Genomic DNA, 22,213 nt, shown 5'->3' with positions numbered 1-22,213 from the left:
TTTCTACGACATAATCGCACCCATGGGGCGACCGGGCATGACGCGATCAGTCCGGTTTGAGGGTCTATGCGGCGGCGAGCATTTTGCGTTCGGCGCGCTCTTGCTGTGGAGAGCGCCCGTATAATTCGCGATAGCATTTGGAAAAATGCGACGCGGAAACAAAACCGCAGGCAACAGCCACCTCCACAACCGGCATGGAAGATTGCAGCAGCAGATGGCGGGCGCGGTCAAGGCGGATTTCCAGATAATAGCGGGCAGGGGAGCGCCCCATTTCCTGTCGGAAAAGTCGCTCGACCTGGCGGCGAGACAGACCGATATTATGCGCTACATTGATGAGCGCTTCCGGTTCGGAAAGATTGGCTTCCATCATTTCGATGATGGTCAGGATTTTCGAGTTCTGGATGCCAAGGCGCGCGCGCAGGGGCAGGCGTTGACGATCATGCGGATTGCGTACGCGGTCGGTGAGGGCCTGCTCGCAAATCCTGTTGACCAGATTGCTGTCGAAATCGTCGCCGATGAGCTTGAGCATCATATCCAGCGAAGCTGTGCCGCCCGCGCAGGTATATATATTTCCGTCGACTTCAAAAAGATCGGCATAGACCTCGGCTTTGGGAAAAGCTTCGGAAAAGCCGGGCAGGTTCTCCCAGTGGATTGCGCAGCGTTTACCGGAAAGCAGACCTGCTGCGGCAAGAATATGAGCGCCGGTACAAAGGCCGCCTACCGCCACTCCGCGATTGAACTCCTCACGAAGCCAGGCAAAGACCGATTTGTTACGGAATTCTTCGACATAGACGCCGGAACAGACAAAGACCATGGATGGTCGCTGCTCGCGCGGGAGGAATCGGCGCTCTTCCTCCAGCGAGGCATTGACTGCACATTCCACACCGTTGGATGCGGTGACGGGCTTGCCGTCAACAGATGTCAGTCGCCAGCGATAGGCTTCATAGCCGAGCATTCGATTGGCGATGCGCAGCGGTTCAATTGCTGTCGCAAATGCAATCATCGAAAAATTTGGAACAAGAAAAAAAACAATAGACCGCTTAATCGATGAAGCTTGATTCATAGCCTGATCGTTCCCATTCTCAAAAGCTTTCACCGCGGTTCCCGACGCGGTTTCAGCCTTGTGCCTCCGTCATGACACGGGGACCAGATTGCGGCCCCGTTCCGGTCGTTCTTTGACCGGCTATCCGTCTGCGTCCTGCCCAACTCTACAGGGGATAGAGCATGGCGCAAACAGAATAGGCATGTATTGAGACATAGAACTTTCAGGTTGCATAGTGCGGCTAAATGCCTGCCGTATAATAGTATATGAGTGTCGGAAAATTGAGGGCAGATTGCAGCTGCCCTCAATTGATTTCAGCATCTTTTATCAAGGGATCTGTTGGGCGCATCCGGCAGGCGGTCGCTGAGATTGGGCCAGCCGATATCGTGCAAGACTTGCTCCGGTAGGGATTCGAGCACGCGAAGGCTGCGCTTTACTCGTCTTTGACGAATCCATGCCGCACGCCCTCGTGCAATAGAAACACGCGCGCGATGAAGCCAGTTGGCTGACCGGAGCGGCGGGGCCCTGTGAGCGGATAATGTTTCACACTGAATGCTCATTTTCATTCTCCTGATGAAAAGCAATAGAACGCGTTATTGCAGTTGGTGGATCTCAATCGTCGCCGACTGTGCTCCCGTCTTGACGTTCAATCAAATGAAATATAGAAAGGCTTTGGATCAGAAAAATTGAACCTCAACCAGACCGCGAGGCCACTATGACTGCACCCGTTCAGCATCCATTGCCTATGCTCGATATTGAGGTGCTACGGACGTTTGCAGCGATCTCCGATACGGGTAGTTTTTCCGCCGCAGCCAATGTGGTTTTCCGCACGCCTTCGGCGGTGTCGATGCAGATCAAGAGGCTTGAAGAACAGTTGGGCGTAGCCGTATTCGCTCGCGATGCGCGTTCGGTCACGCTGACCGTTGATGGGGAAGTGCTGCTTGGCTATGCCCGACGCCTGCTGGCGCTGAATCGTGAGGCAGTGTCGAAATTTATCGCGCCGAGCGTGACAGGCGTCGTGCGGCTTGGTTCGCCGGATGATATAGGTCAATGCGTTCTGCCGCTTGTTCTCAAGCGATTTTCCGAGACCCATCCTGGCGTAACCGTTGATGTCGTCATAGATCAAAGTGTCAATCTGCGAAAACGCCTCGATGAACGGCGCCTGGATGTAGCATTGGTCAATATTTCACACACTGTCCCCGGTAAGGGCGATACCGAGATTTTACTGGATGAGGATTTGGTCTGGGCAGGGGCCAAATGCGGCGCGGCCTATCGCCGTGATCCACTGCCGCTTTCCATATGGGAAGAGGGATGTGCATGGCGCGGTAATGCGCTGGAAGCGCTTGAGAAGGCAGGCCGGGCCTATCGGATTGCCTATATGAGTTCGCATTCGACCGGACAGCGCTCGGCGATCATGGCTGATCTTGCGGTCGCTCCGTTTGGCAAGACGTTGCTTGGTGAGGGAATCGTCGCACTTGGAGCCGAACACGGATTGCCGCAACTGGGCCGCTATCAGCTCGGCATGGCCATCAAGCCCGATGCCGCACAACATATTCAGGTTGTGGCGGATCATCTGCGCAGTGTATTCGAGGCTTACCGGCTCAGTGGGCGATTTGAGACTTTCCGCATCTGCTGACAAGCAAATAAATAGCTGCATAAACAGCGAGTTCGTTCCCTTGCCGGCGAAAAGTCCTGCGCTAGTTCTCTATATGATAGCCGGGAAACGGCTTTACCGCCAAAATACCGGGCCGGGTGCTTGAGGTAGTTTGGGAGGCATATTAGTTTGAAACGCGCGTCGCAATGGAGAGATTATCATGAAGTTATCCCGCATCGTTCCGGTTGCCGTCATTCTGTGTGCTTTCACACTTGTATCTTGTGCCAATACCGTGCGCGGCGTTGGGCGCGACGTTAAAAGCACAGCGAATGCCGTGCAGGAAACAGTAGAATAGCCGATTTTATGAGGGTCCGGACAGTTCAGTCCGGGCCTTTTATTTCAGTAGAAAGTAGCTGACGGTGAAGTGCATATCCGGGGCAGTTTTATAGGCTATTGTTGTTGTATTGATGTCCGCTGCCGGGGCCGCAACTTGCGCTTCAGCCATGAGCGCTGAAATCCGCTCATTGGGGATTGCATCACCGAACCACATTACCAGAACCGGCTTTGACACCCTGGAGGCTCCGGCTGGGGTTTCGGGATGAATAACCTGAATTGCGGGATCGAAAAGCCTGAAATTGCCAGCTATTTGCGTATTATCGGTTAGGATCGTTCTGAACTGGCCGTGTGTCTGCACTTCGGCATATAGACGCTGATAGTCCAGCTGCCCGTAAGGCGGTGTGCCAGAGCCGTATGTCAAATAGTAGCTCAGGATCGGTGGAACTATGAGCGCTGCTACGATGCCCGCCGCCGTGAAATCCGCCAAGGCACGGCTGCCGCTTCGGTAGCGGGCAAACAGGCCGGCGATGGTTGCGGGGGCGAGGAAGAGAACCGGTTGCAACCAGCGGTCCTTGATATTATTGATACCAATTATCACAACGCCCGCCAGAACGATCAGCATGCCAATGACGATGATGTGGCGCATGAATCTTTCGCCCGGCGTGAAGGCTCGTTCAGGTGCTGTGCGTTTGCCCATGTGAATTAGAGCAATGATACCGGCAATTGCCGCCACCAGAATCGAGAACAGGAACGCCGCCTCGATATAGCTCTCGATGCCGTTGATACGGTCAAGGAACAGATTTCCCGATACGCCGATTTGCAGCTTTTCCGCGCGGGCGATGACGCTTGATTTATGCTGGAGCATCCACAGACCGGTGGGGGCAATGCAGATCGTAAAGGCAAGAGCAGTGACGATAGAGAGCTTTGAGAGCAGGATCTTGCGATATTCCGGGATCGACAGGCCGGTTAGGATCAGCGTGACGACGAAAAGCGAGGCATTAAACTTACCCAGAATGGCTGCAACCATTGTGATGCCCAGAGCGGCTGCGGAAACGGGGTGGCGCGCGCGCATATGCCAGGCGAAGGCGCAGAATGCCCAACCGCAACCGGCGGTTCCAGCTACAGAATGGGTAAGTGCGCGTTGCGATTCCCAGCCGATCTGCGGAATAAGGAACAGTCCCAGCATGCCTGCCGACGCGACCGCGCGCGAAAAACCCAAGAGCCGCATGGCAGCGAAAATGCTCAGAAACAGGCTGGCGAGGATGCTGAATTTGACGATTTGCAGCGTCAGCATCGATGTGCCGAGTATGGACGTGGCAAGGCTGGCTATCCATGTATAGAGCGGCGGCTGCGAGCCGCCATAACCCCAGTCGAGATAGCTGATATTTGCGAGTTGTTCTGCATCGTCAAGCCCCGCGCCATTGGATGCGAAGGTAACGAGAAGGGCCTGAAAAGCAAAATAGCACAATATAAAAATGACCGCCAATGGCAGCCCGAAAATGGTTTTATGGGCGAGGGATGTGGCGGATGATTTGCTTATGGTCAAATTTCATATGCCCTGATAATGGCTGCGCTGTAATTGGCTGTAGTTGCGCGTAGCTTTCACAAGAAAATGGCGGTAGTTCAATCGCCATTATCAAATGTCACCTCAAAATCACGTATATTTTATGATTCGGCAGCAACGGCAAAAACCGCACTGCCTTGTGGCGCACGGTTTTGCCAAATACGCATGGCATCCCGCCAAACGATACACAGGCGGGAGAGACTAGAAGCTCCGGTACGCAATACCTGATCCGGAGCGTCGAGAGGGTGTACCCCGTCTCTCACTCCTTTCTAGCTCAACATTGTTACCGGACGGTTATCAGAGACTTAAGCAAATCTAAACAAGGCAAGTTTTTTCGTGGCTCAGAGAAATTTCCATCAAGGGCCTTTTACGCCGCTGCGCAGGAAATTGATGATAGCTGAAAAATCTTCCGTGCCATGCCCGCCGTGTTCAAAACGGCTGTAAAGTTCTTCGGCATGAGCACCGAGCGGCGTTTGTGCGCCGGTACTTTTTGCTGCTTCCTGCGAAAGTCGCAAATCCTTGAGCATGAGGGCGGCGGCGAAGCCGGGCTTGTAGGTTTTATTGGCAGGGGAGGTTGGAACCGGGCCCGGGACCGGGCAATAGGTGGTCAAGGACCAGCACTGGCCCGACGATGTGGATGCTACATCGAATAATGCCTGATGTGAAAGCCCCAGCTTTTCTGCCAGAACGAAAGCTTCACTAACGCCGATCATGGAAATGCCGAGAATCATATTATTGCAGATTTTTGCAGCCTGCCCGGCACCATCGCCACCGCAATGAACGATCTTGCCAGCCATCGGCTTCAAAAGAAGTTCGGCGCGACTGAACGCATCGTCGCTGCCGCCTGCCATAAAGGTAAGCGTACCTGCCGCAGCCCCGCCTGTGCCGCCCGAAACGGGAGCATCAACTGACAAGTGGCCGTGTTTGGCTGCAACTTCGTGGGCCTTGCGGGCCGAATCGACATCAATGGTCGAGCAGTCGATGAAAAGTGAATCTTTTCGGGCCTTCGCGGCTATGTCCTCATAAACTGAAAGAACGTGCTTACCTGCGGGCAGCATGGTGATGACCGCATCGACATCGCTTACGGCTTTGCTGGCGCTGGTTGTAATTTCAAGCCCGTTCGCCCTTGCTTCATCCAGATGCTGCGGCAGCAGATCGAAACCGATCACCTTGTGCCCTGCCTTGACCAGATTGGCGGCCATCGGCCCACCCATATTGCCCAGACCTATGAATGCGATAGTGGCCATGATGAAATCCTCCCGGAAGATGCGAAATTTCAGCGTCCGATCATGTGGCGAGCAATAATGACGCGCATGATTTCATTGGTGCCTTCGAGTATCTGATGCACACGCAAATCACGAACCAGCTTTTCCACACCGTAATCATGCAGATAGCCATAGCCGCCAAAAAGTTGCAGTGCGTCATTGGCGACATTGAAGCCCGTATCGGTAACGAACCGCTTGGCCATGGCGGACCATTTGCCTGCATCATGCGCCTTGCGATCAAGCTTGCTCGCTGCGGTGTAGAGAAGCTGGCGCGCGGCGGCGAGTTCAGTTTCCATATCGGCAAGGCGGAATTGCAATGCCTGGAAGCGGTCGATCGTCTGGCCGAAGGCTTTGCGCTGGCTGCAATATTCCAGTGCCTTGTCGATGGCCGACTGGGCACCGCCCAGCGAACAGGCAGCTATGTTGAGTCGCCCGCCATCCAGTCCCGCCATGGCGATTTTAAAACCCGAACCTTCCTCACCCAGCCGGTTTTCGACTGGCACGCGGCAATTGTCGAAGATTACTGTTCGGGTCGGCTGGGCATTCCAGCCCATTTTATGCTCGTTTGAGCCAAATGACAGGCCAGGGGCATCTTTGGGTACGATAAGCGCTGAAATTCCTTTAGGACCGTCCTCGCTGGTACGCACCATAGTTACATAAATATCCGAGGCTCCCGCGCCGGATATGAATTGCTTGGTTCCAGAGAGGATATAATCATTGCCATCGCGCACTGCCCGGGTGCGAAGCGCTGCGGCGTCGGAACCGGAGCCGGGTTCGGTCAGGCAATAGCTGCCGAGCCATTCCATAGAGGCGAGTTTTGGCAAAAACTTCCGGCGCTGTATGTCATTGCCGAAATTGTCGATCATCCAGGCGGTCATATTGTGAATGGAAATGAAAGCTGAAAAGGCGGGGCAGGCCTTGGCGAGAGCTTCGAAGATCAGCACGGCATCGAAGCGTTTGAGCGCCGAGCCACCGACATCGTCACGCACATAAATGCCACCCATACCGAGCGGTCCGGTATCGCGAATAACATCGACGGGAAAATGCTTGTCGCGATCCCATTGCAGTGCAAGGGGTGCAACACGGTCGGCAGCGAAGTCGGATGCCACTTGCTGGATGGCGATCTGATCGTCGTTGAGCTCAAACTGATTCTGGTCGACCGTATCCATGGTTTCCTCCCTATGAGTACCGCGCCTCCTCACTTGACTAGATCACAAGAGCCGAAAACTGCCAACGCTCCGCTGGAATAATATTGCTCACATTTGCAATAAACCGATGCGCATTTTTGCATATAAGATTGCGCGGCAAACCCTCATTGCCAGCACTTGAAACTTCGGATAGGCACGGTAGCATGACGCGAGCAATCATGTTTCAGGGAACGGGTTCAGATGTCGGCAAGAGCGTACTTGTCGCCGGGCTTTGCCGCGCGGCGCGGAATCGCGGCCTAAAGGTTCGCCCGTTCAAGCCGCAGAATATGTCGAACAATGCTGCCGTCAGCGATGACGGCGGCGAGATTGGCCGTGCGCAATGGCTTCAGGCACTGGCCTGCGGCGTTCCATCCTCGATTCATATGAATCCGGTGCTTCTCAAGCCGCAGACCGATATGGGCAGTCAAGTGGTCGTGCAGGGTCAGGTGCGCGGCGAAGCTCGCGGGCGTTATTATCAGCAATTGAAGCCGCAATTAATGGCGGCGGTGATGGAATCCTTTGCTCGAGTCAGTGATGGTGCCGACCTCGTATTGGTGGAAGGGGCCGGGTCTCCTGCGGAAATCAATCTGCGCGCAGGCGACATCGCCAATATGGGCTTTGCCACCCATGCGGATGTTCCGGTGGTGTTGATTGGCGATATCGACCGGGGCGGGGTGATCGCGTCTCTGGTAGGGACCCATGTCATTTTATCGGAAGAAGACCGCGCGATGGTGCGCGGCTTTCTGATCAACAAGTTTCGCGGCGACATTTCGCTTTTCGATGACGGCTTGACTGCCATAACCGGCTTTACCAACTGGCGCTCGTTCGGCGTTGTGCCATGGCTGAAAGCAGTCTCGCGTCTTCCGGCTGAAGATTCCGTCGTGCTGGAGCGTGCCATAAGTGCGCATGAAAAGGCGTTTCGGATTGTCGTTCCGATGCTGCCGCGAATCGCCAATTTCGATGATCTGGACCCGCTCAGAGCAGAGCTGGGGGTAGAAGTCGTCATGGTTCCCCCAGGATCTAAGCTTCCCGCCGATGCGGGGCTGGTGATTCTGCCGGGAACCAAATCTACGATAGCCGATATGTTTGCCTTGCGGGAAAATGGCTGGGATGTGGATATTCAGGCTCATGTCAGACGAGGGGGACATGTGTTCGGCATTTGCGGCGGTTATCAAATGCTCGGCATGTCCATCCGCGATCCCGATGGCGTGGAAGGAGAAATCCGCGAGACTGCGGGGCTGGGATTGCTCAATGTCGATACCATCATGGAGCCTGAAAAATGCGTGCGCAATGTTACGGGCCGGTCGGTGCCCCATGACGCGCCGCTTGAGGGTTATGAAATTCATGTCGGGCGCACCGAGGGAGCGGATTCAGAGCGCCCGTTTGCGATGATCGGTGCGCGACCTGATGGCGCAATATCCGCGGATGGGCGCATAATCGGCACGTATCTGCATGGCGTTTTCGGGGCGGATAGGTTTCGGCGCAGTTTTCTTGCTGCTTTGGGTATCGAACCTCATGGTGAAGGCAATTATCGTGCGGGCGTCGAGGCGGCTCTCGATGAGTTGGCGCAGGGGCTGGAAGCCAGTCTGGATATCGAGGGGCTTTTCGCAGTGGCCCGAACTGTGCAGTTGGACTGACGTGCTTTAGGGAGTTGGTGCAAACAATGGCTCTGTCCGCAAAAGTCATCTTCGTTCTTGGCGGGGCACGCTCAGGTAAGTCTTCCTATGCCGAAAAGCTGGTCGAAGCTTCCGGGTTCAAGCCAGTTTACCTAGCGACAGGACGCGCATTCGATTGCGAGATGGAAAGCCGCATCGCTACTCATCGCGACAGGCGCGGTCCACAATGGCGAACGCTGGAAGAGCCGCTCGATCTTGTGACCATGCTAAAAGACAACGCGGCTGCGGATAGTTTCGTGCTGGTCGATTGCCTGACGCTATGGCTTACCAATCTGATGATGGCGGAGCGCGATATAACGGCTGAAAGTGCTGCGCTCGTTACAGTGCTGCCAGAGCTGCATGGTCCGGTGGTTTTCGTTTCCAATGAGGTCGGGTTGGGCATTGTACCTGAAAATCGCATGGCGCGAGCATTTCGCGATTCGGCTGGCTTCCTGCATCAGTCTGTGGCGTCTGTGGCGGACGAAGTTTATTTCATGGCGGCAGGCCTGCCGCTGAGAATGAAGGGATAGTGCGAGGCGCTTGCTGATGCGATTGTAAAGAAAACAATTGAACATCCTCAAAAAATGAATCCGGAAAGGGCGTCAAATGACTGAGAAATCAGAAAAAATTCTATCCATGACGGAAGAGGAACTGAATGCGCGCCATGCGGAGAAAATGCGTAAGGTGAAAGCTGCGCGCGACAAGATTCAGGCCACCAAGACCGAAGAAAAAGGGCTGGTTATTGTCCATACCGGCAAAGGCAAGGGCAAATCGACAGCCGGTTTTGGTATGGTCTTCCGGGGGATCGGCCATGGCATGAAGATCGGTGTCGTCCAGTTCATCAAGGGCGCATGGAATACGGGCGAACGCTGGGTGCTGGAGAAGTTTCCCGAACAGGTGACGATTTCCGCATTTGGCGAGGGCTTTACCTGGGAAACGCAAGACCGCGCCCGCGACATAGCCATGGCGCGCGCCGCATGGGAACAGGCCAAGGCCATGATTATGGATGAGAGCTATGACATGGTGCTCTGCGACGAACTCAATATCGTCTTGCGCTATGATTATCTGCCGGTAGAGGAAGTGATTGAGGTGCTTGCGGCCAAGCCGGAAATGAAACACGTCATCATTACCGGGCGCAATGCGAAGGAAGAATTGATGGAAGCTGCCGATCTCGTCACCGAGATGGAAATGGTCAAACATCCGTTCCGTTCGGGGGTCAAGGCGCAGAAGGGCATTGAATTCTGATTATGCTCGATGGGTCGCAATGCGGCCTGTTACATATTTAAAAGCCAATCCATTGCCGCAAGGGATTGGTCTGATCCATCAGAAGGCGTGCCGCCAGAGCAAGACTGACAACGATCAATAGCGGCTTGATGATGCGTGAGCCGACTTTCATCGCGAGGCTCGCGCCGATTTGCGCGCCGATGAACTGGGCAATGCCCATACAGATGCCGATCTTCCAATTGATGACGCCAAAGGCGGCGAAGGTGGCAAAAGCGCCAACATTGGAGGCGCAATTGAGAAGCTTGGTGTGTGCTGTCGCCTTCAGGACGCCGTAACCAGCAAGAGCTACGAAAGCCAGCATGAAAAACGAGCCGGTGCCGGGGCCGAACAGGCCATCGTAAAAGCCGATCAGCGGAACGATCGTCATGCCAAAGAGGAAAGGTCCGATGCGACGTGAGCGGTCCAGATCGCCAATATTGGGCTTGATGGCAAAGTAGATCGCAATCGCCACCAACAGCGCAGGCAAAGCCGCGCGCATGATCTCAACGGGCAGAATGGTTGCCAGAAAAGCGCCCAGAACGGAACCGGCAAGCGAAGCAATCGCCTCCGGCCATTGCTCCTTGATATTGACATACCCTTTTCGTGCATAGGCGATTGTTGCCGATGACGAGCCGAACAGTCCCTGTAATTTATTTGTGCCGAGTGCTTCTACCGGGGGAATGCCGGCCAGAAGCAAGGCGGGAATGGTAATCATTCCGCCGCCGCCCGCGATGGAATCGATAATGCCTGCGATAAAGGCAGCCAAAATCAGAAGTAAAGTCAACGTATCGAAGAATTCGAGCATGGAGGGGTCCAGAAATTGATAGCGCACCATAGAGCAGGCAATCTTCTTGCGCCAGACGTCCTGTTGGATGTTTTTATTCGCAAAATTCATGCAAAAAGCGTCATTGTACTTGCGTTGCCCTATCGTTCCGGCAACATTAAAATGCAGAACCGGCCTACATAGGAGAAGGATGCCCATGAGCGAGAGCATCTTCGAACGCATCACAACGTTTCTGGGTAAAAAGAGCGCTGTGCAGCGCGTAGCCGAAGATCCGGCGCTGGCGGCGGAATTGCTTCTTTTGCTGCATGTGGTGTTTGCGGATGGTGATCGCCATCCGGCAGAAATCACCATCTTCAAAGAGATCATTCTCGAGAATTTCGGCATTCCTCCGGAAGAAATCCCGGAAGTTGCGGAATACCTCAAGGACTTTGCCTATGAGACCACGACCAAACAGGCAGCCAGCATGCTGGCGGAAATGGCCCCGGAACGGCGTTTGTCACTTTTAAACGATCTGATGAAGATCGCCTGCGCCGATAGCCGGATTGATCAGTCGGAGACGGCGATGATCCAACACATTGCCGAAGTGCTGGGCGTGACTGCGGAGGAATTGCGTGAGGCGCGGCAGGCCTCGCCCTGCGGCAGCTAGATGTGTCACCAGACAGGCAATTAACTAGTGTGGCGCTTCGCTTTGCGGAATTGAAATGGTGACGACGAGGTCAGCGGGCAGATCGTATTCGGCGCAGATATGTTCGCAGATTTCCATCGTCAGGCGGCGGGAAAGCGGATCGAGCGCCGTTTCATCAACTCCTTCACCGGCTTGAAAAATAATGCCGCTGCCGGGCGGGGCGGGAAAGACGGTGGATATGATGGTTGTGCCTTCGCTGTCGCCCGGTTCATCCTGCATATGGTCCTCATGGCGGATTATGCCTGCCATGGCATAGCCTTCGCCCAGACCTTCATAAGCGAGTTGAAAATACGGCACTTCGCCATCGGGTAGGATAATGCCGACAGGATCGGGAAAATTGCCTGTTATGAGCGCGGTCAATGCGGCCTTGGCGGCTGCGGTCGCATAGGTTCCGATGGCCTCTTCAGGTGTTTCGGTGGATGTTTTATTTTCTGGGAGGGTTTCATCATTCATGGACGGTTTATAACCTATCTGGTAGCTCTGACGCCAGTGCTGTGGGTCTGAAACCAGAATGCGCTCACAGTTTTCGCAGATGCACGATCTGCCGCATTCTTGTTGGAGGAGCGTGGAGTGTTTTACGCATGAACGGTTTCATGATTGCAGCACCGGCATCGGGTTCGGGCAAAACCACGGTAGCGCTGGGATTGCTGCGCGCGTTGAAGCGGATGGATGTAGCGCTGGCGCCGGTCAAGGCAGGTCCCGATTATATCGACCCTGCCTATCATCGGGCCGCAAGCGGCGCAGAATGCTTCAATCTCGACCCATGGGGCATGCGGGCTGAACTCATCAGTGCGCTTTCCTCGCGCATGACCGAGGGTGGAAAATTGCTTGTCGCGGAAGCCATGATGGGCCTTTTCGACGGCGCGTCGAACAATAAGGGATCGTCTGCCGATCTGGCGCGAATGCTCGGCCTGCCGGTCGTTCTGGTGGTGGATTGCGCCAGACTATCGCATTCGGTCGCCGCAATCGTTTCCGGGTTCAGCCAGTTTCGCAAGAATGTGCTGATTGCAGGGGTGATTCTTAATCGGGTCGGTGGTGCGCGCCACGAAGCCATGCTTCGGGAAGCCTTGGCACCACTCGGTATTCCAGTGCTTGGCGCTCTGCCGCGTGACGAGGCGCTGCTGTTGCCCGAGCGCCACCTGGGACTGGTGCAGGCGGGCGAGCACGCCGATCTCGAACGATTTCTTGACCACGCAGCGGACGTGATGGAGGCGCATATCGACTTCAAGACGCTTCGCCATATATGGCTTGGCTCCCAACGCCCGCCCGCAATGGCCAATGTGCCGCGGATTGAGCCATTGGGCAGCCGCATTGCGGTTGCACGCGATGATGCTTTTGCCTTTGCTTATGCGCATCTTTTTGAAGGGTGGCACAGGAGAGGGGTCGAAATATCCTTCTTCTCACCGCTGGCAGACGAGGGCCCTGCGCTGGACGCCGATGCTATCTATCTGCCTGGCGGCTATCCCGAAATTTTTGCCGGAAAGCTTGCAGAGGCCAAGCGATTTCAAGTGGGAACCAAGGCTGCTGCGGCGCGCGGCGTTACGATCTATGGCGAGTGCGGCGGCTATATGGTGCTGGGCGAGGCTCTGGAAGACGTCAATGGTGTGCGTCATGGGATGCTGGGCCTGTTGCCGGTGGAGACCTCCTTTGCTCGGCGAAAGCTGCATCTTGGCTATCGCACGCTGGAACCGCTTGAAGGTGCGCCGTGGAGAACGCCGCTCAGTGCCCATGAATTCCATTATGCAAGCATTGTGCGCGAAGGAGCAGCACAGCGGCTTTTCAAAGTGCGCGATGCGCTGGAAAAAAATATGGGTGAAGCCGGGCAGCGCGTTGGTTCTGTTTCAGGTTCGTTCATGCATATCATCGATTTTAATGGAGATAGTGCGTGACTATGCCTATCGAACATGGCGGGGCGCTGGATCGGGCGACTGCACGTTTTGGCGGCAGCGCCCAAGAGTGGCTCGATCTTTCGACCGGGATCAATCCCGAGCACTTTCCGCTGCCCACGCTGGGCGCGGCTATCTGGAACCGCCTGCCCGACGAGGGTCTTTTGCGGCGCACGCTTGCAGCGGCGCGGCGCTATTATGGCATTGTGGACAATGCACCGATCGTTGCTACACCCGGAACGCAGGCGCTTATCCAGCTTCTTCCCACGCTTTTGCCACCCACCACGGTGGCCATTCTGGGGCCGACCTATCAGGAGCACGGGGCGTCTTTCGCGGCGTCCGGCTGGAATGTGGTGGAATGTGCAGGGCTTGAAGATATTCCAGGCACTGCGAGTGTTGGAGTGATCGTTAATCCAAACAATCCGGACGGGCGCGTGATTGCGCGGCAGGATTTGATACGCCTTGCACAAATACTGGGCGAGCGAGGTGGCTTTCTCGTTGTTGATGAAGCTTTCGCCGATGCGCATCATCAAATTAGCGTCGCGGCGGATGTTACAAGCGTACCTATGATTGTGCTTAAATCTTTCGGCAAGTTCTTTGGGCTGGGGGGACTGCGGTTGGGTTTCATGCTTTCGGGCGCTGCCATCGCGGCGAAGGTTACGCAGCGTCTTGGCCCTTGGGCGGTATCGGGGCCGGCACTGACTATAGCCAGCCATGCTTTTGAAAACCGTTCCGAACTATCCGATTTTCGTGCAAGGATCGATTTGCGGCGTCTTGGCCTGTCTGGTGTTCTGGAGCGTTCGGGCCTCAGCGAGATTGGCGGTACGGCTTTGTTTTCGCTTGTGCAACACCCTGGCGCACATGCCCTTTATGACGCGCTTTGCAAAAGACATATTCTGGTGCGCAAGTTTTCCTATGCGCCGGAGTGGTTGCGCATCGGGCTTGCCCTGGATGATGCCGATTTGATGCGGCTGGAGCAAGCCCTGCAAGATATTCTACGCTTGAAAAACTGATTCAGGGAAACTGGCCAAGCTAATGGAAATTAAACTGATTATCCTTTCGCTGGCGCTTGTTCTGGATCGGCTGGTCGGCGATCCACCGGTCCTTTGGCAAAAAATTCCACATCCAGTGGTGCTGTTCGGCAGGGCAATCGGCTGGGGCGAGCGGCGCTGGAACCATTCCACTTCACCGGATGACAAGCTGCATCGCAGCGGCATGTGGCTGACCATCGGGTTGGTTACTTTCTGCATCCTTCTTGGACTTCTTATCGAAGCCCTGCTGCCATTGCTTGGAACTGCGGGTGCACTTGTCGAGATTATTATCGTTGCGGTTCTGCTGGCGCAAAAGAGCCTTGCTGATCATGTTCATGCCGTCGCGCAAGGCTTGAGGAAAGAGGGCATAGAGGGCGGGCGCAGGGCCGTATCCATGATTGTCGGGCGCAATCCCGAACAACTGGATGAAGGCGAGGTGAGCCGCGCTGCCATCGAAAGTCTTGCCGAAAACGCTTCTGATGGCATTGTCGCACCGGTTTTCTGGTTTATTATCGGCGGCTTGCCGGGACTTTTTGCCTATAAGTTGATTAATACTGCCGATTCCATGATCGGGCATCTGAATGATCGCTATCGCCACTTCGGGCGTTTTGCCGCCCGGCTCGACGATGTGATCAATTATATCCCTGCACGTCTGACGGGATTGCTTGCAGTTCTCGCGGCACTATTCAATATAAGCAAAGAAAGCGGGCGCGCAGCATTTTCCGTCATGTGCGCCGATGCGCGTCTGCATCGCTCACCCAATGCAGGCTGGCCTGAATCGGCCTTTGCCGGTGCATTGGGGCTGGCTCTTGCTGGTCCGCGCCAATATGGCGAGGAGAAGGTTGCCGGACCGATGCTCAATGCACAAGGCAAGCGCGATGCCGGTGCCGATGATATTGATGCGGCGCTGGCGCTGTTCTGGTCGTCCATGAGTTTGCTGACGGGGCTGATGATTGCCGCCAGCCTCATGAGGCTTATCTATCGGCTGGTATGAAATGCTTGCCTTCATAGCGCTGCAAACGGTTTGGATTGTCAGTCCTCATACCGTTCGCATCGAACTTGATGGTGCCCAACACGGTTTCAAAGGAACTGTCACTCAGAATATTCTGGACCGTGCGGTTTTGTTCCTGTGCCTGTTTGAGGGCCTCCGCCGCCAGTTCGACTGTTGCATAGCCGGTGATGGAATAGGCTCCAACCAGCGAGTCTGCCTTACGAAGCGCGTCGATGGCGGGTTTGGCCGTCGGTAGATCCTGCGGGTTCAATGGCGCAATCATGAGCGTTCCCTCGCTCAAGGGCTGCGGGCTGGGAGCAGCTTTTAAAACGCTTCCGCCTGCAATTACCAGCGAATATTTGAGGGTATGAGCACTAGCGCCGATGGCTGCAATATCATCGCGCTCGCCGCCGACATAGACATGCGTGGCGCCGGCGCGGCGTAGGCGCGCTACAAGAGCATTTTGGTTTTCAAGTCCGGGACGGTAAGTGTCAGTGAAGACGGGCTGGAGCTGTTGCTCTTTGAGTTGGGCTACAAGGCGCGCGGCGCGTTCGCGACCTTCGATGGTGCCGTCATCGATGATGGCGAAGGGCTGCGAGCGCCAGAGGCTTGCAAGAAAACTGCCGGTGGCGTGCATTTCCTTTTCGAGCCCGGTCGTCAGGTGAAAGATGGGCATGGGTGCGGTCGAGCGCCGCTCGGTGAGGGTAAGGTTGCTGATACCTGAGGCGATGACGGGAATATTGTTCTGGTTCAATACTGGCAAGGCTGCTTCCAGTGCTTCGGAACACAGAAACCCTGCCGCTATCTGGACGCCTTCCCGGATGAAGTTTTCGGCAACGGCCTTGCCGCCTTCCGCATTGCATTGATCGTCGGCTATCGTGAGGGATACATTTTTTACACTGGCGGCGACTTGCGCACCATCGCCTAATTGCTTGCCGAGGAGCGCGAAGCCGCCACTCAAGGGTGCCGCAAACCCGATGCGGATATCTTGTGAACGGGCTGGCGTTGCAATTGCCAGGCACAGGAGGGCCAAGGCCGAGAAGCTGGCAGAAAAATACTTCAGATAATTGTTGCCACGTAGTTTCGGGCGAAAAAACGCTCCATATGGCTTCAGAAACTGTTCAGGCTCAATCACGCGACCGGTCTTCTTTAAACATTTCATGGCAATTTGAACGAAAATTGGGTAGCGGTTTCCTCGCCATTGTGCAATGCCCCTAATCTGTGCAGGCAATCAGGATACAGTTCCGGGGTGGCCCGCAAGACAATACGGATGCTTATTGACGTGCAAATGGTAAAAAATATTATTTCAGATGCAGTGCCCATCGAGCCGAAGGCTTATCGCGACGCAATGAGCCATTACGCAGGGGCGGTGCAGGTTGTCACCACGGCTGGGGCCGCCGGGCGGCGCGGGCTTACGCTGACAGCATCCTGTTCAGTTTCGGATAACCCCCCGACAATTTTGGTTTGTCTGCAAAAGGTGCATGAGGAAAACCGGATTTTCATCAAAAACCGTGTTTTCGCCGTCAATACGCTGGCGGGTTCGCATGAACAATTGGCGGACGCGTTTTCCGGGCGCATCGGGCTTACACAAGACGAACGTTTCGAGCTGTCGGAATGGGATGTTCTCGCCACGGGGGCGCCGACCCTGAAGGGCGCTCTGGCGGCATTCGATTGCCATGTGACGAGTGTTCAGGAACATTCGACCCATTATGTCCTTTTCGGTGAAGTGGCGGCCTTGCGTTCGAGCGAGGACGAGGAGGCGCTGATTTACCTCAATCGCCGTTATCACAAGCTGGAGCTATAGAGGGCTGATCGGAGGCGTGATGCGCAAGCGGACCGGATTATTCGCAGGATTGTTTCTCTTATCTGCCGTTTCCGCCTTTGCGCAAGGGCCGCTTCCGCCATACAAGGACGATTATTTCTCCTATCCCGGTATTTTGGGTGCTGCCGATAATGGCGATTATAAAATCGTCGATTACAATGAAATGCGCGATATCAACGGACGCGACGCCGTGCCGGAAAAGCGAGCCAGGGACGCCTATGTCTCGCTGAAAGCTCGCGCCTACCAGAAAGATGCGGTTTTTCAAACCAGTGTCGGCTCCGTCAAGGCCATGGCGGTGGGCAAGCGGGAAGGGGCATCCTTCATCGTTATTTACCTGCATGGGCGCGGGGGAAACCGTTTGCAGGGTGTGAACGATTTCACATTTGGCGGCAATTTCAACCGTGTGAAAAATCTCGCAAGCCGCAATGGCGGGCTTTATCTTACACCAGATTTCAAGGATTTTGCGGCGGCAGGCGAAGCACAGATCGCCGGACTGATCGAGACGGTGAAAATATCCGCACCATCCGCGCCACTCATTCTGGCTTGCGGGTCACAGGGCGGGGCATTGTGCTGGCGGATTGCTTCCAACAAGAAGGCAGGGGGGCAGCTTGCCGGGCTGATCCTGATGGGATCACTTTGGGACGAGAGCTTTTTTAAATCGCTTGCTTTCAAAAGGCGCGTGCCGATATTTTTCACGCATGGAAGCCGCGATCCAGTTTTTGCCATCGACAGGCAGGAAGGCTTCTATCGCGAGATACGCAGGCGTGCACCCGGTTATCCGGTGCAGTTTCGCCGCTTTGAGAGCGGTAATCACGGCACGCCGATCCGCATGAGTGACTGGCGCGAAATGCTGAACTGGATTTTCGCGAAACAGGAATGATACGACTGTGGATGCGAAGCGAAAAATCGGTAATGTGACTTTCCTGCCACTCGACAATGGGTTGAGAGCGGTACAATGGAAGATAAATCACTCTATCGCGCAAATCCTGTGAGGTTGACCATGCACAGACCTGTCCATATCGGAGCCCGTTTCCTTGTTATTGCGATGCTGGCTCCTTTGGCTGCCGCCTGTACGACAAGCGCCCGAACCCCGACGCCTCCGGGACTATCCGAAGCACCTGTGACCGCGCCAACCATATCTGCTCGGCGCTTCATTCCAACCTCGACGGTGGCCCCGGCATTGGCGCAGCCCTGCATTACCTCTGCTGCTAATAAATATTTCTTGCCTGAACGTGCAATCAGCGCTGTCAATTCGCGCCCGCGCGCAGGCGGCGGAACGGATGTCGATCTGCAAGTTGATCTGCGTACGGCAGTCTGTCAGGTTTCTTCCAATGGTTTGGTGCGAGCGGTTATCGACACTTCGCCCAAAAGTGCTGACCAAATCGCTGCCGAAGCTGCTGCCGCGAAGGCGAAATCGGAAGCGCCGGTAACATTACCTAAAAAGCCGCGGAAGAAATGATTCAATAAATTTTCCTAACCTGTTAAAAAGGCAGGGATTCCTCTGCCTTTTTAAAGCGTATTACCGGCGGAATCCTTCACTCGCGCGCATCAGGTTTTTCGTATAATCGGCGTCTATATCGCCGCTGATGAGCGCGCCTGATTCCAATTTTTCGATCACTTCCCCATTGCGCATGACGGCAAGCCGTTCGCACATATGGGTGATGACAGCCAGATCATGGCTTACCATCACAAAGGTAAGGTTGCGATCTTGCCGTACCTGCTCCAGAAGATTAAGCACTTCTGCTTGCACGGAAGCGTCGAGCGCAGATGTGGGTTCGTCCAGCAGCAGGATACTCGGCTCTATGATGAGGGCGCGGGCAATCGCGATACGCTGACGCTGGCCGCCGGAAAGCTGGTGTGGATAGCGGAAGCGGAAACCAGACCCCAGCCCCACCTCGTCCAGCGCGCGGACGATACGCTTTTCACTGTCACCGATGCTGTGAACCGCAAGCGGCTCAAGCAAGAGACGGTCGACAGTCTGGCGCGGATGAAGCGAGCCGTAGGGATCCTGAAAGACCATCTGAACGTCACGGTAAAATGCCTTGTCGCGCGGGTTCTTGAGCTGCTTCCCGTCAATGCGGATATCGCCGCTGTCAATGGGCGCAAGCCCGGCCACCGCACGCAGCAGGGTGGATTTTCCGGAACCGGACTCACCAACCAGTCCGAAGGATTCACCATGGGCCACATCTATGTTGACTGATTTCAATGCGTGGAAATGGTCGAAATAGACGTCGATCTTATCGACGCTCAATGCCGTATTCATAGCTGCCATTCCTCCTGACGCTGCAAGGTGGGCAGGGGATGCTGATCGGCTCCGATTTTGGGCATGCAGTTGAGCAGTCCTTGCGTATAGGGATGTTTGGCGCTGGCGAGATCGCTGGCAGCAATCTCCTCAACGATACGGCCCGCATACATGACGATGACCCGATCACAGAAGGATGAGACGAGACGCAGGTCATGGCTGATGAAGATTAGGCCCATGCCGCGTTCGGCCACCAGCTTGTCGAGAATACCAAGCACTTCAAGCTGAACAGTTACATCGAGTGCTGATGTCGGCTCGTCCGCGATCAGCAATTCCGGTTCGGCCACCAGCATCATGGCGATCATGACACGCTGGCCCATGCCGCCGGAAACCTCGTGTGGATAAAGCTTCATGACCCGTTCGGCATCGCGGATTTGCACCGCTTCCAGCATGGAGATCGAGCGCTTGCGGATTTCGTCATTGCTATACTTGCCGTGGGCCTTGAGCGTTTCGGCAATCTGTCTACCGATGGACATGACCGGGTTGAGCGAATATTTCGGATCTTGCAGCACCATTGCGATGCGGCTACCGCGCAGAGCGCGGCGCTCCCGGGCCGAAATATTCAACAGGTCGATGCCGTCGAACTGGAGCGTTTTGGCCGAAATTTGCGCATGAGGCGGGGTAAGTCCCATGATCGCGCGACCAGTCTGGGATTTGCCCGAGCCCGATTCGCCGACAATTCCAAGCCGTTCGCGGCCAAGCGTGAAGCTTACACCGCGCACCGCCTCGATCACGCCCGTTCGGGTCGGAAAAGTGACGCGCAACTCGTCTACCGTCAGGAGTGGTGTCACTGGTTACTACCCCGCGGATCAAGCGCATCGCGCAGGCCATCGCCGAGAAAGTTAAAGCCAAGGCTGACGATAAGGATAGCAATGCCGGGCATGGCTGCAACCCACCATTGGTCGAGGATGAAACGGCGGCCCGATGCAATCATCGCACCCCATTCGGGCAGCGGCGGCTGTGCGCCCAGGCCAAGGAAACCCAGGCCTGCGGCTGTGAGAATAATGCCAGCCATATCGAGCGTGACACGCACGATCAGCGAGGAAGTGCAGAGCGGCATGATATGGCGTAGGACGATGCGGAAGGGCGAAGCGCCCATCAGGCGAACAGCGGAAATATAATCGGAATTGCACACTGTAAGTGTCTCGGCGCGAGCAATGCGCGCATAGGGCGGCCATGAGGTAATGGCAATCGCAATGATCGCGTTTTCAATGCCGGGGCCAAGCGCCGCGACAAAGGCAAGTGCCAGAATGAGCTTTGGAAAAGCGAGGAAAATATCGGTGATGCGCATGAGCACTGCGTCGACCCAGCCACCAGCGTAGCCTGCAACCGTGCCGACCAACAGACCGATGGGAGCTGCGATGATGGCGACCAGCAACACTACATAGAGCGTGAGACGCGAGCCGTAGATCAGGCGTGAGAGAATATCACGCCCCTGGCCATCGGTGCCAAGCAGATAGCCGGGTGTGCCTGGAGGCAAAAGGCGGGCATTGGCAAGATCACCAGAGAATGGCGAGTGGGGTGCCAGTAACGGAGCAAAGGCCGCGACCAACAACAGGGCAATGATAACGAAAAGGCCGATCACCGCCAGCTTGTTGGCTGTAAAGCGGCGCCAGACCATATAGGACCGACCGAGACGGGCCTGCATGCGCGACTGCGGGCGCTCGGAAAGCAACCAGTCGCGCCATGAGAGATTATTTGAAGCGTCTGTCATTTGGCTCATTTTGTGCGCGTCCTCGGATCGAGAAACCGATACAGAAGATCGGACAGAAGATTGAGCGCGATGAAAACCGAACCGATGATGATCGTACCACCCAGAACGGCATTCATATCAGCGTTTTGTAGCGAATTGGTGATATAGAGACCAAGGCCTGGCCAGGCGAAAATGGTCTCGGTAAGAACCGACCCTTCGAGCAGTCCAGCATAGGAAAGCACAACTACGGTGACAAGCGGCACAGCGGCATTGCGCAGCGCATGGCCCCAGATGATCCGGGTTTCTGATATGCCTTTGGCGCGGGCGGCGATGATGTATTCCTGCCCAAGCTCATTGAGCATGAAAGAACGCGTCATGCGGCTGATATAGGCCAGTGAGAAATAGCCCAGCAACGCTGAAGGCAAAACGAGATGAGAGACGATATTGCGAAAGGCCGGCCAGTCGCGCTGCATGATCGCGTCGATAAGATAAAAGCCAGTAATTGGCGTGAACGTATATTCGAAAGTGATATCGAGGCGTCCGGGGCCGGAAGTCCAGCCGAGGCGGGCATAGAAGACAAGGAGCGCCAAAAGGCCAAGCCAGAATATCGGAACGGAATAGCCGATAAGACCGATTACGCGCACGATCTGGTCGATGATGCTGCCGCGCTTTACCGCCGCCAGCACGCCCAAAGGAATGCCAAACAGTGCACCGATCAACGTGCCGATAGTGGCAAGCTCCATGGTCGCGGGAAAGACGCGGCGAATGTCGGTCATGACGGGATTGGTGGTCAGGACGGATGTTCCGAAGTCGCCTTGCAGTACGCCTTTTACATAAATGAAAAACTGCTGGTAATAGGGTAGATTAAGACCCATTTCCTCGCGCACTCGCTCAACTACGTGCGAAGGAGCACGGTCGCCGACGATGGCCAGGACAGGGTCGATCGGCACGATGCGGCCAATGAAGAAGGTGACGGCCAGAAGGCCGAGATAAGTAGTCGCGACGATGACCAGAAAGCTGGCTATCGCTGTAAGGATTGACGAGGAGCGCCGTCGGGCGCTCCTCTTGGTTGGCAGGTTCTCTGTGGTGCTCAATTGTCCGGTCGCTCTTTAA

Annotated in this window: 22 protein-coding genes and 1 pseudogene; 12 read left to right on the top strand and 11 right to left on the bottom strand. The window is 55.5% G+C overall.

Annotated elements, in window-relative coordinates; all coding sequences use genetic code 11:
- Positions 1-64 precede the first annotated feature (64 nt).
- Positions 65-1,063 (bottom strand): GlxA family transcriptional regulator, encoded by a 999-nt coding sequence (locus KUG47_RS10160; protein ID WP_217677860.1) that lies wholly within the window; start codon positions 1,061-1,063, stop codon positions 65-67.
- Between the two features lie 694 nt (positions 1,064-1,757).
- On the opposite strand from KUG47_RS10160, the gene KUG47_RS10155 reads away from it, so the two are divergent.
- Complete coding sequence (locus KUG47_RS10155; protein ID WP_217677859.1) at positions 1,758-2,678, top strand: LysR family transcriptional regulator; 921 nt, start codon at positions 1,758-1,760, stop codon at positions 2,676-2,678.
- 178 nt (positions 2,679-2,856) lie between these two features.
- Positions 2,857-2,991 (top strand): entericidin EcnAB, encoded by a 135-nt coding sequence (locus tag KUG47_RS10150; RefSeq protein ID WP_217677858.1) that lies wholly within the window; start codon positions 2,857-2,859, stop codon positions 2,989-2,991.
- Positions 2,992-3,030: 39 nt separating this feature from the next.
- On the opposite strand, the gene KUG47_RS10145 is transcribed toward KUG47_RS10150, so the two are convergent.
- The 3 genes from KUG47_RS10145 to KUG47_RS10135 form a co-directional block, all read right to left on the bottom strand.
- On the bottom strand, positions 3,031-4,518 hold the full coding sequence (locus KUG47_RS10145; protein ID WP_254799496.1) for an ArnT family glycosyltransferase: 1,488 nt from the start codon (positions 4,516-4,518) through the stop codon (positions 3,031-3,033).
- Between the two features lie 374 nt (positions 4,519-4,892).
- A complete protein-coding gene (gene mmsB / locus KUG47_RS10140) occupies positions 4,893-5,783 on the bottom strand; it encodes a 3-hydroxyisobutyrate dehydrogenase (protein WP_217677857.1) in 891 nt (296 codons plus the stop codon).
- A gap of 29 nt (positions 5,784-5,812) precedes the next feature.
- Positions 5,813-6,970, bottom strand: coding sequence for an isobutyryl-CoA dehydrogenase (locus tag KUG47_RS10135; RefSeq protein WP_217677856.1), 1,158 nt, complete (start codon positions 6,968-6,970; stop codon positions 5,813-5,815).
- A 182-nt stretch (positions 6,971-7,152) separates the two neighbouring features.
- On the opposite strand from KUG47_RS10135, the gene KUG47_RS10130 reads away from it, so the two are divergent.
- The 3 genes from KUG47_RS10130 (at position 7,153) to cobO (ending at position 9,888) form a co-directional block, all read left to right on the top strand.
- Positions 7,153-8,625, top strand: coding sequence for a cobyric acid synthase (locus KUG47_RS10130; protein ID WP_217677855.1), 1,473 nt, complete (start codon positions 7,153-7,155; stop codon positions 8,623-8,625).
- 26 nt (positions 8,626-8,651) lie between these two features.
- On the top strand, positions 8,652-9,173 hold the full coding sequence (gene cobU, locus KUG47_RS10125) for a bifunctional adenosylcobinamide kinase/adenosylcobinamide-phosphate guanylyltransferase (RefSeq protein WP_217677854.1): 522 nt from the start codon (positions 8,652-8,654) through the stop codon (positions 9,171-9,173).
- A gap of 76 nt (positions 9,174-9,249) precedes the next feature.
- The gene (gene cobO, locus KUG47_RS10120) at positions 9,250-9,888 is read left to right on the top strand and encodes a cob(I)yrinic acid a,c-diamide adenosyltransferase (RefSeq protein WP_217677853.1); all 639 of its coding nucleotides are present in this window, start codon (positions 9,250-9,252) and stop codon (positions 9,886-9,888) included.
- A gap of 37 nt (positions 9,889-9,925) precedes the next feature.
- Here the strand turns inward: cobO and KUG47_RS10115 are convergent, their stop codons facing one another.
- Positions 9,926-10,711: a TSUP family transporter gene (locus KUG47_RS10115; protein WP_217678169.1), complete on the bottom strand. Its 786-nt coding sequence runs from the start codon at positions 10,709-10,711 to the stop codon at positions 9,926-9,928.
- A 175-nt stretch (positions 10,712-10,886) separates the two neighbouring features.
- Between KUG47_RS10115 and KUG47_RS10110 the strand changes: the two genes are divergently transcribed.
- Positions 10,887-11,336: a tellurite resistance TerB family protein gene (locus tag KUG47_RS10110; protein ID WP_217677852.1), complete on the top strand. Its 450-nt coding sequence runs from the start codon at positions 10,887-10,889 to the stop codon at positions 11,334-11,336.
- A gap of 36 nt (positions 11,337-11,372) precedes the next feature.
- Here the strand turns inward: KUG47_RS10110 and KUG47_RS10105 are convergent.
- Positions 11,373-11,828: pseudogene (locus tag KUG47_RS10105) on the bottom strand (cobalt-precorrin-5B (C(1))-methyltransferase); the annotation flags it as partial.
- 128 nt (positions 11,829-11,956) lie between these two features.
- Here KUG47_RS10105 and KUG47_RS10100 point away from each other — a divergent pair.
- Genes KUG47_RS10100 through cbiB form a run of 3 tightly spaced genes read left to right on the top strand, consistent with a single transcriptional unit; the run spans position 11,957 to position 15,286 of the window.
- Positions 11,957-13,264, top strand: coding sequence for a cobyrinic acid a,c-diamide synthase CobB (locus KUG47_RS10100; protein WP_217677850.1), 1,308 nt, complete (start codon positions 11,957-11,959; stop codon positions 13,262-13,264).
- Positions 13,261-14,274 (top strand): threonine-phosphate decarboxylase CobD, encoded by a 1,014-nt coding sequence (gene cobD, locus KUG47_RS10095; RefSeq protein WP_217677849.1) that lies wholly within the window; start codon positions 13,261-13,263, stop codon positions 14,272-14,274. The genes KUG47_RS10100 and cobD overlap by 4 nt, the downstream gene beginning before the upstream one ends.
- A 22-nt stretch (positions 14,275-14,296) precedes the next feature.
- Positions 14,297-15,286, top strand: a complete 990-nt coding sequence (cbiB, locus tag KUG47_RS10090) for an adenosylcobinamide-phosphate synthase CbiB (protein WP_217677848.1) — start codon at positions 14,297-14,299, stop codon at positions 15,284-15,286.
- On the opposite strand, the gene KUG47_RS10085 is transcribed toward cbiB, so the two are convergent.
- Complete coding sequence (locus KUG47_RS10085; protein ID WP_254799494.1) at positions 15,267-16,514, bottom strand: branched-chain amino acid ABC transporter substrate-binding protein; 1,248 nt, start codon at positions 16,512-16,514, stop codon at positions 15,267-15,269. The genes cbiB and KUG47_RS10085 overlap by 20 nt on opposite strands.
- A gap of 51 nt (positions 16,515-16,565) precedes the next feature.
- Here KUG47_RS10085 and KUG47_RS10080 point away from each other — a divergent pair, with 51 nt between their 5' ends.
- The 3 genes from KUG47_RS10080 (at position 16,566) to KUG47_RS10070 (ending at position 18,564) form a co-directional block, all read left to right on the top strand.
- Positions 16,566-17,087: a flavin reductase gene (locus KUG47_RS10080; protein ID WP_422718079.1), complete on the top strand. Its 522-nt coding sequence runs from the start codon at positions 16,566-16,568 to the stop codon at positions 17,085-17,087.
- Positions 17,088-17,106: 19 nt separating this feature from the next.
- Entirely contained in the window at positions 17,107-17,985 is an 879-nt protein-coding gene (locus KUG47_RS10075; RefSeq protein WP_217677845.1) for an alpha/beta hydrolase, read from the top strand.
- Positions 17,986-18,105: 120 nt separating this feature from the next.
- Positions 18,106-18,564, top strand: coding sequence for a hypothetical protein (locus tag KUG47_RS10070; RefSeq protein ID WP_422718078.1), 459 nt, complete (start codon positions 18,106-18,108; stop codon positions 18,562-18,564).
- Positions 18,565-18,624: 60 nt separating this feature from the next.
- On the opposite strand, the gene KUG47_RS10065 is transcribed toward KUG47_RS10070, so the two are convergent.
- Genes KUG47_RS10065 through KUG47_RS10050 form a run of 4 tightly spaced genes read right to left on the bottom strand, consistent with a single transcriptional unit; the run spans position 18,625 to position 22,194 of the window.
- Positions 18,625-19,368 carry an ABC transporter ATP-binding protein gene (locus KUG47_RS10065; RefSeq protein ID WP_217678167.1) on the bottom strand — a complete coding sequence of 248 codons (744 nt, stop codon included), beginning with the start codon at positions 19,366-19,368 and terminating at the stop codon, positions 18,625-18,627.
- A complete protein-coding gene (locus KUG47_RS10060; RefSeq protein ID WP_217677844.1) occupies positions 19,365-20,198 on the bottom strand; it encodes an ABC transporter ATP-binding protein in 834 nt (277 codons plus the stop codon). The genes KUG47_RS10065 and KUG47_RS10060 overlap by 4 nt, the downstream gene beginning before the upstream one ends.
- Entirely contained in the window at positions 20,195-21,130 is a 936-nt protein-coding gene (locus KUG47_RS10055; RefSeq protein WP_217677843.1) for an ABC transporter permease, read from the bottom strand. The genes KUG47_RS10060 and KUG47_RS10055 overlap by 4 nt, the downstream gene beginning before the upstream one ends.
- The gene (locus KUG47_RS10050) at positions 21,127-22,194 is read right to left on the bottom strand and encodes an ABC transporter permease (protein ID WP_254799493.1); all 1,068 of its coding nucleotides are present in this window, start codon (positions 22,192-22,194) and stop codon (positions 21,127-21,129) included. The genes KUG47_RS10055 and KUG47_RS10050 overlap by 4 nt, the downstream gene beginning before the upstream one ends.
- Positions 22,195-22,213: the final 19 nt, after the last annotated feature.

The organism is Falsochrobactrum tianjinense (assembly GCF_019100495.1).
GTDB lineage: Bacteria > Pseudomonadota > Alphaproteobacteria > Rhizobiales > Rhizobiaceae > Brucella > Brucella tianjinense.
The sequence above is the reverse complement of the archived record's forward strand: the minus strand, read 5'-3'. Positions and strand labels throughout refer to the sequence as shown.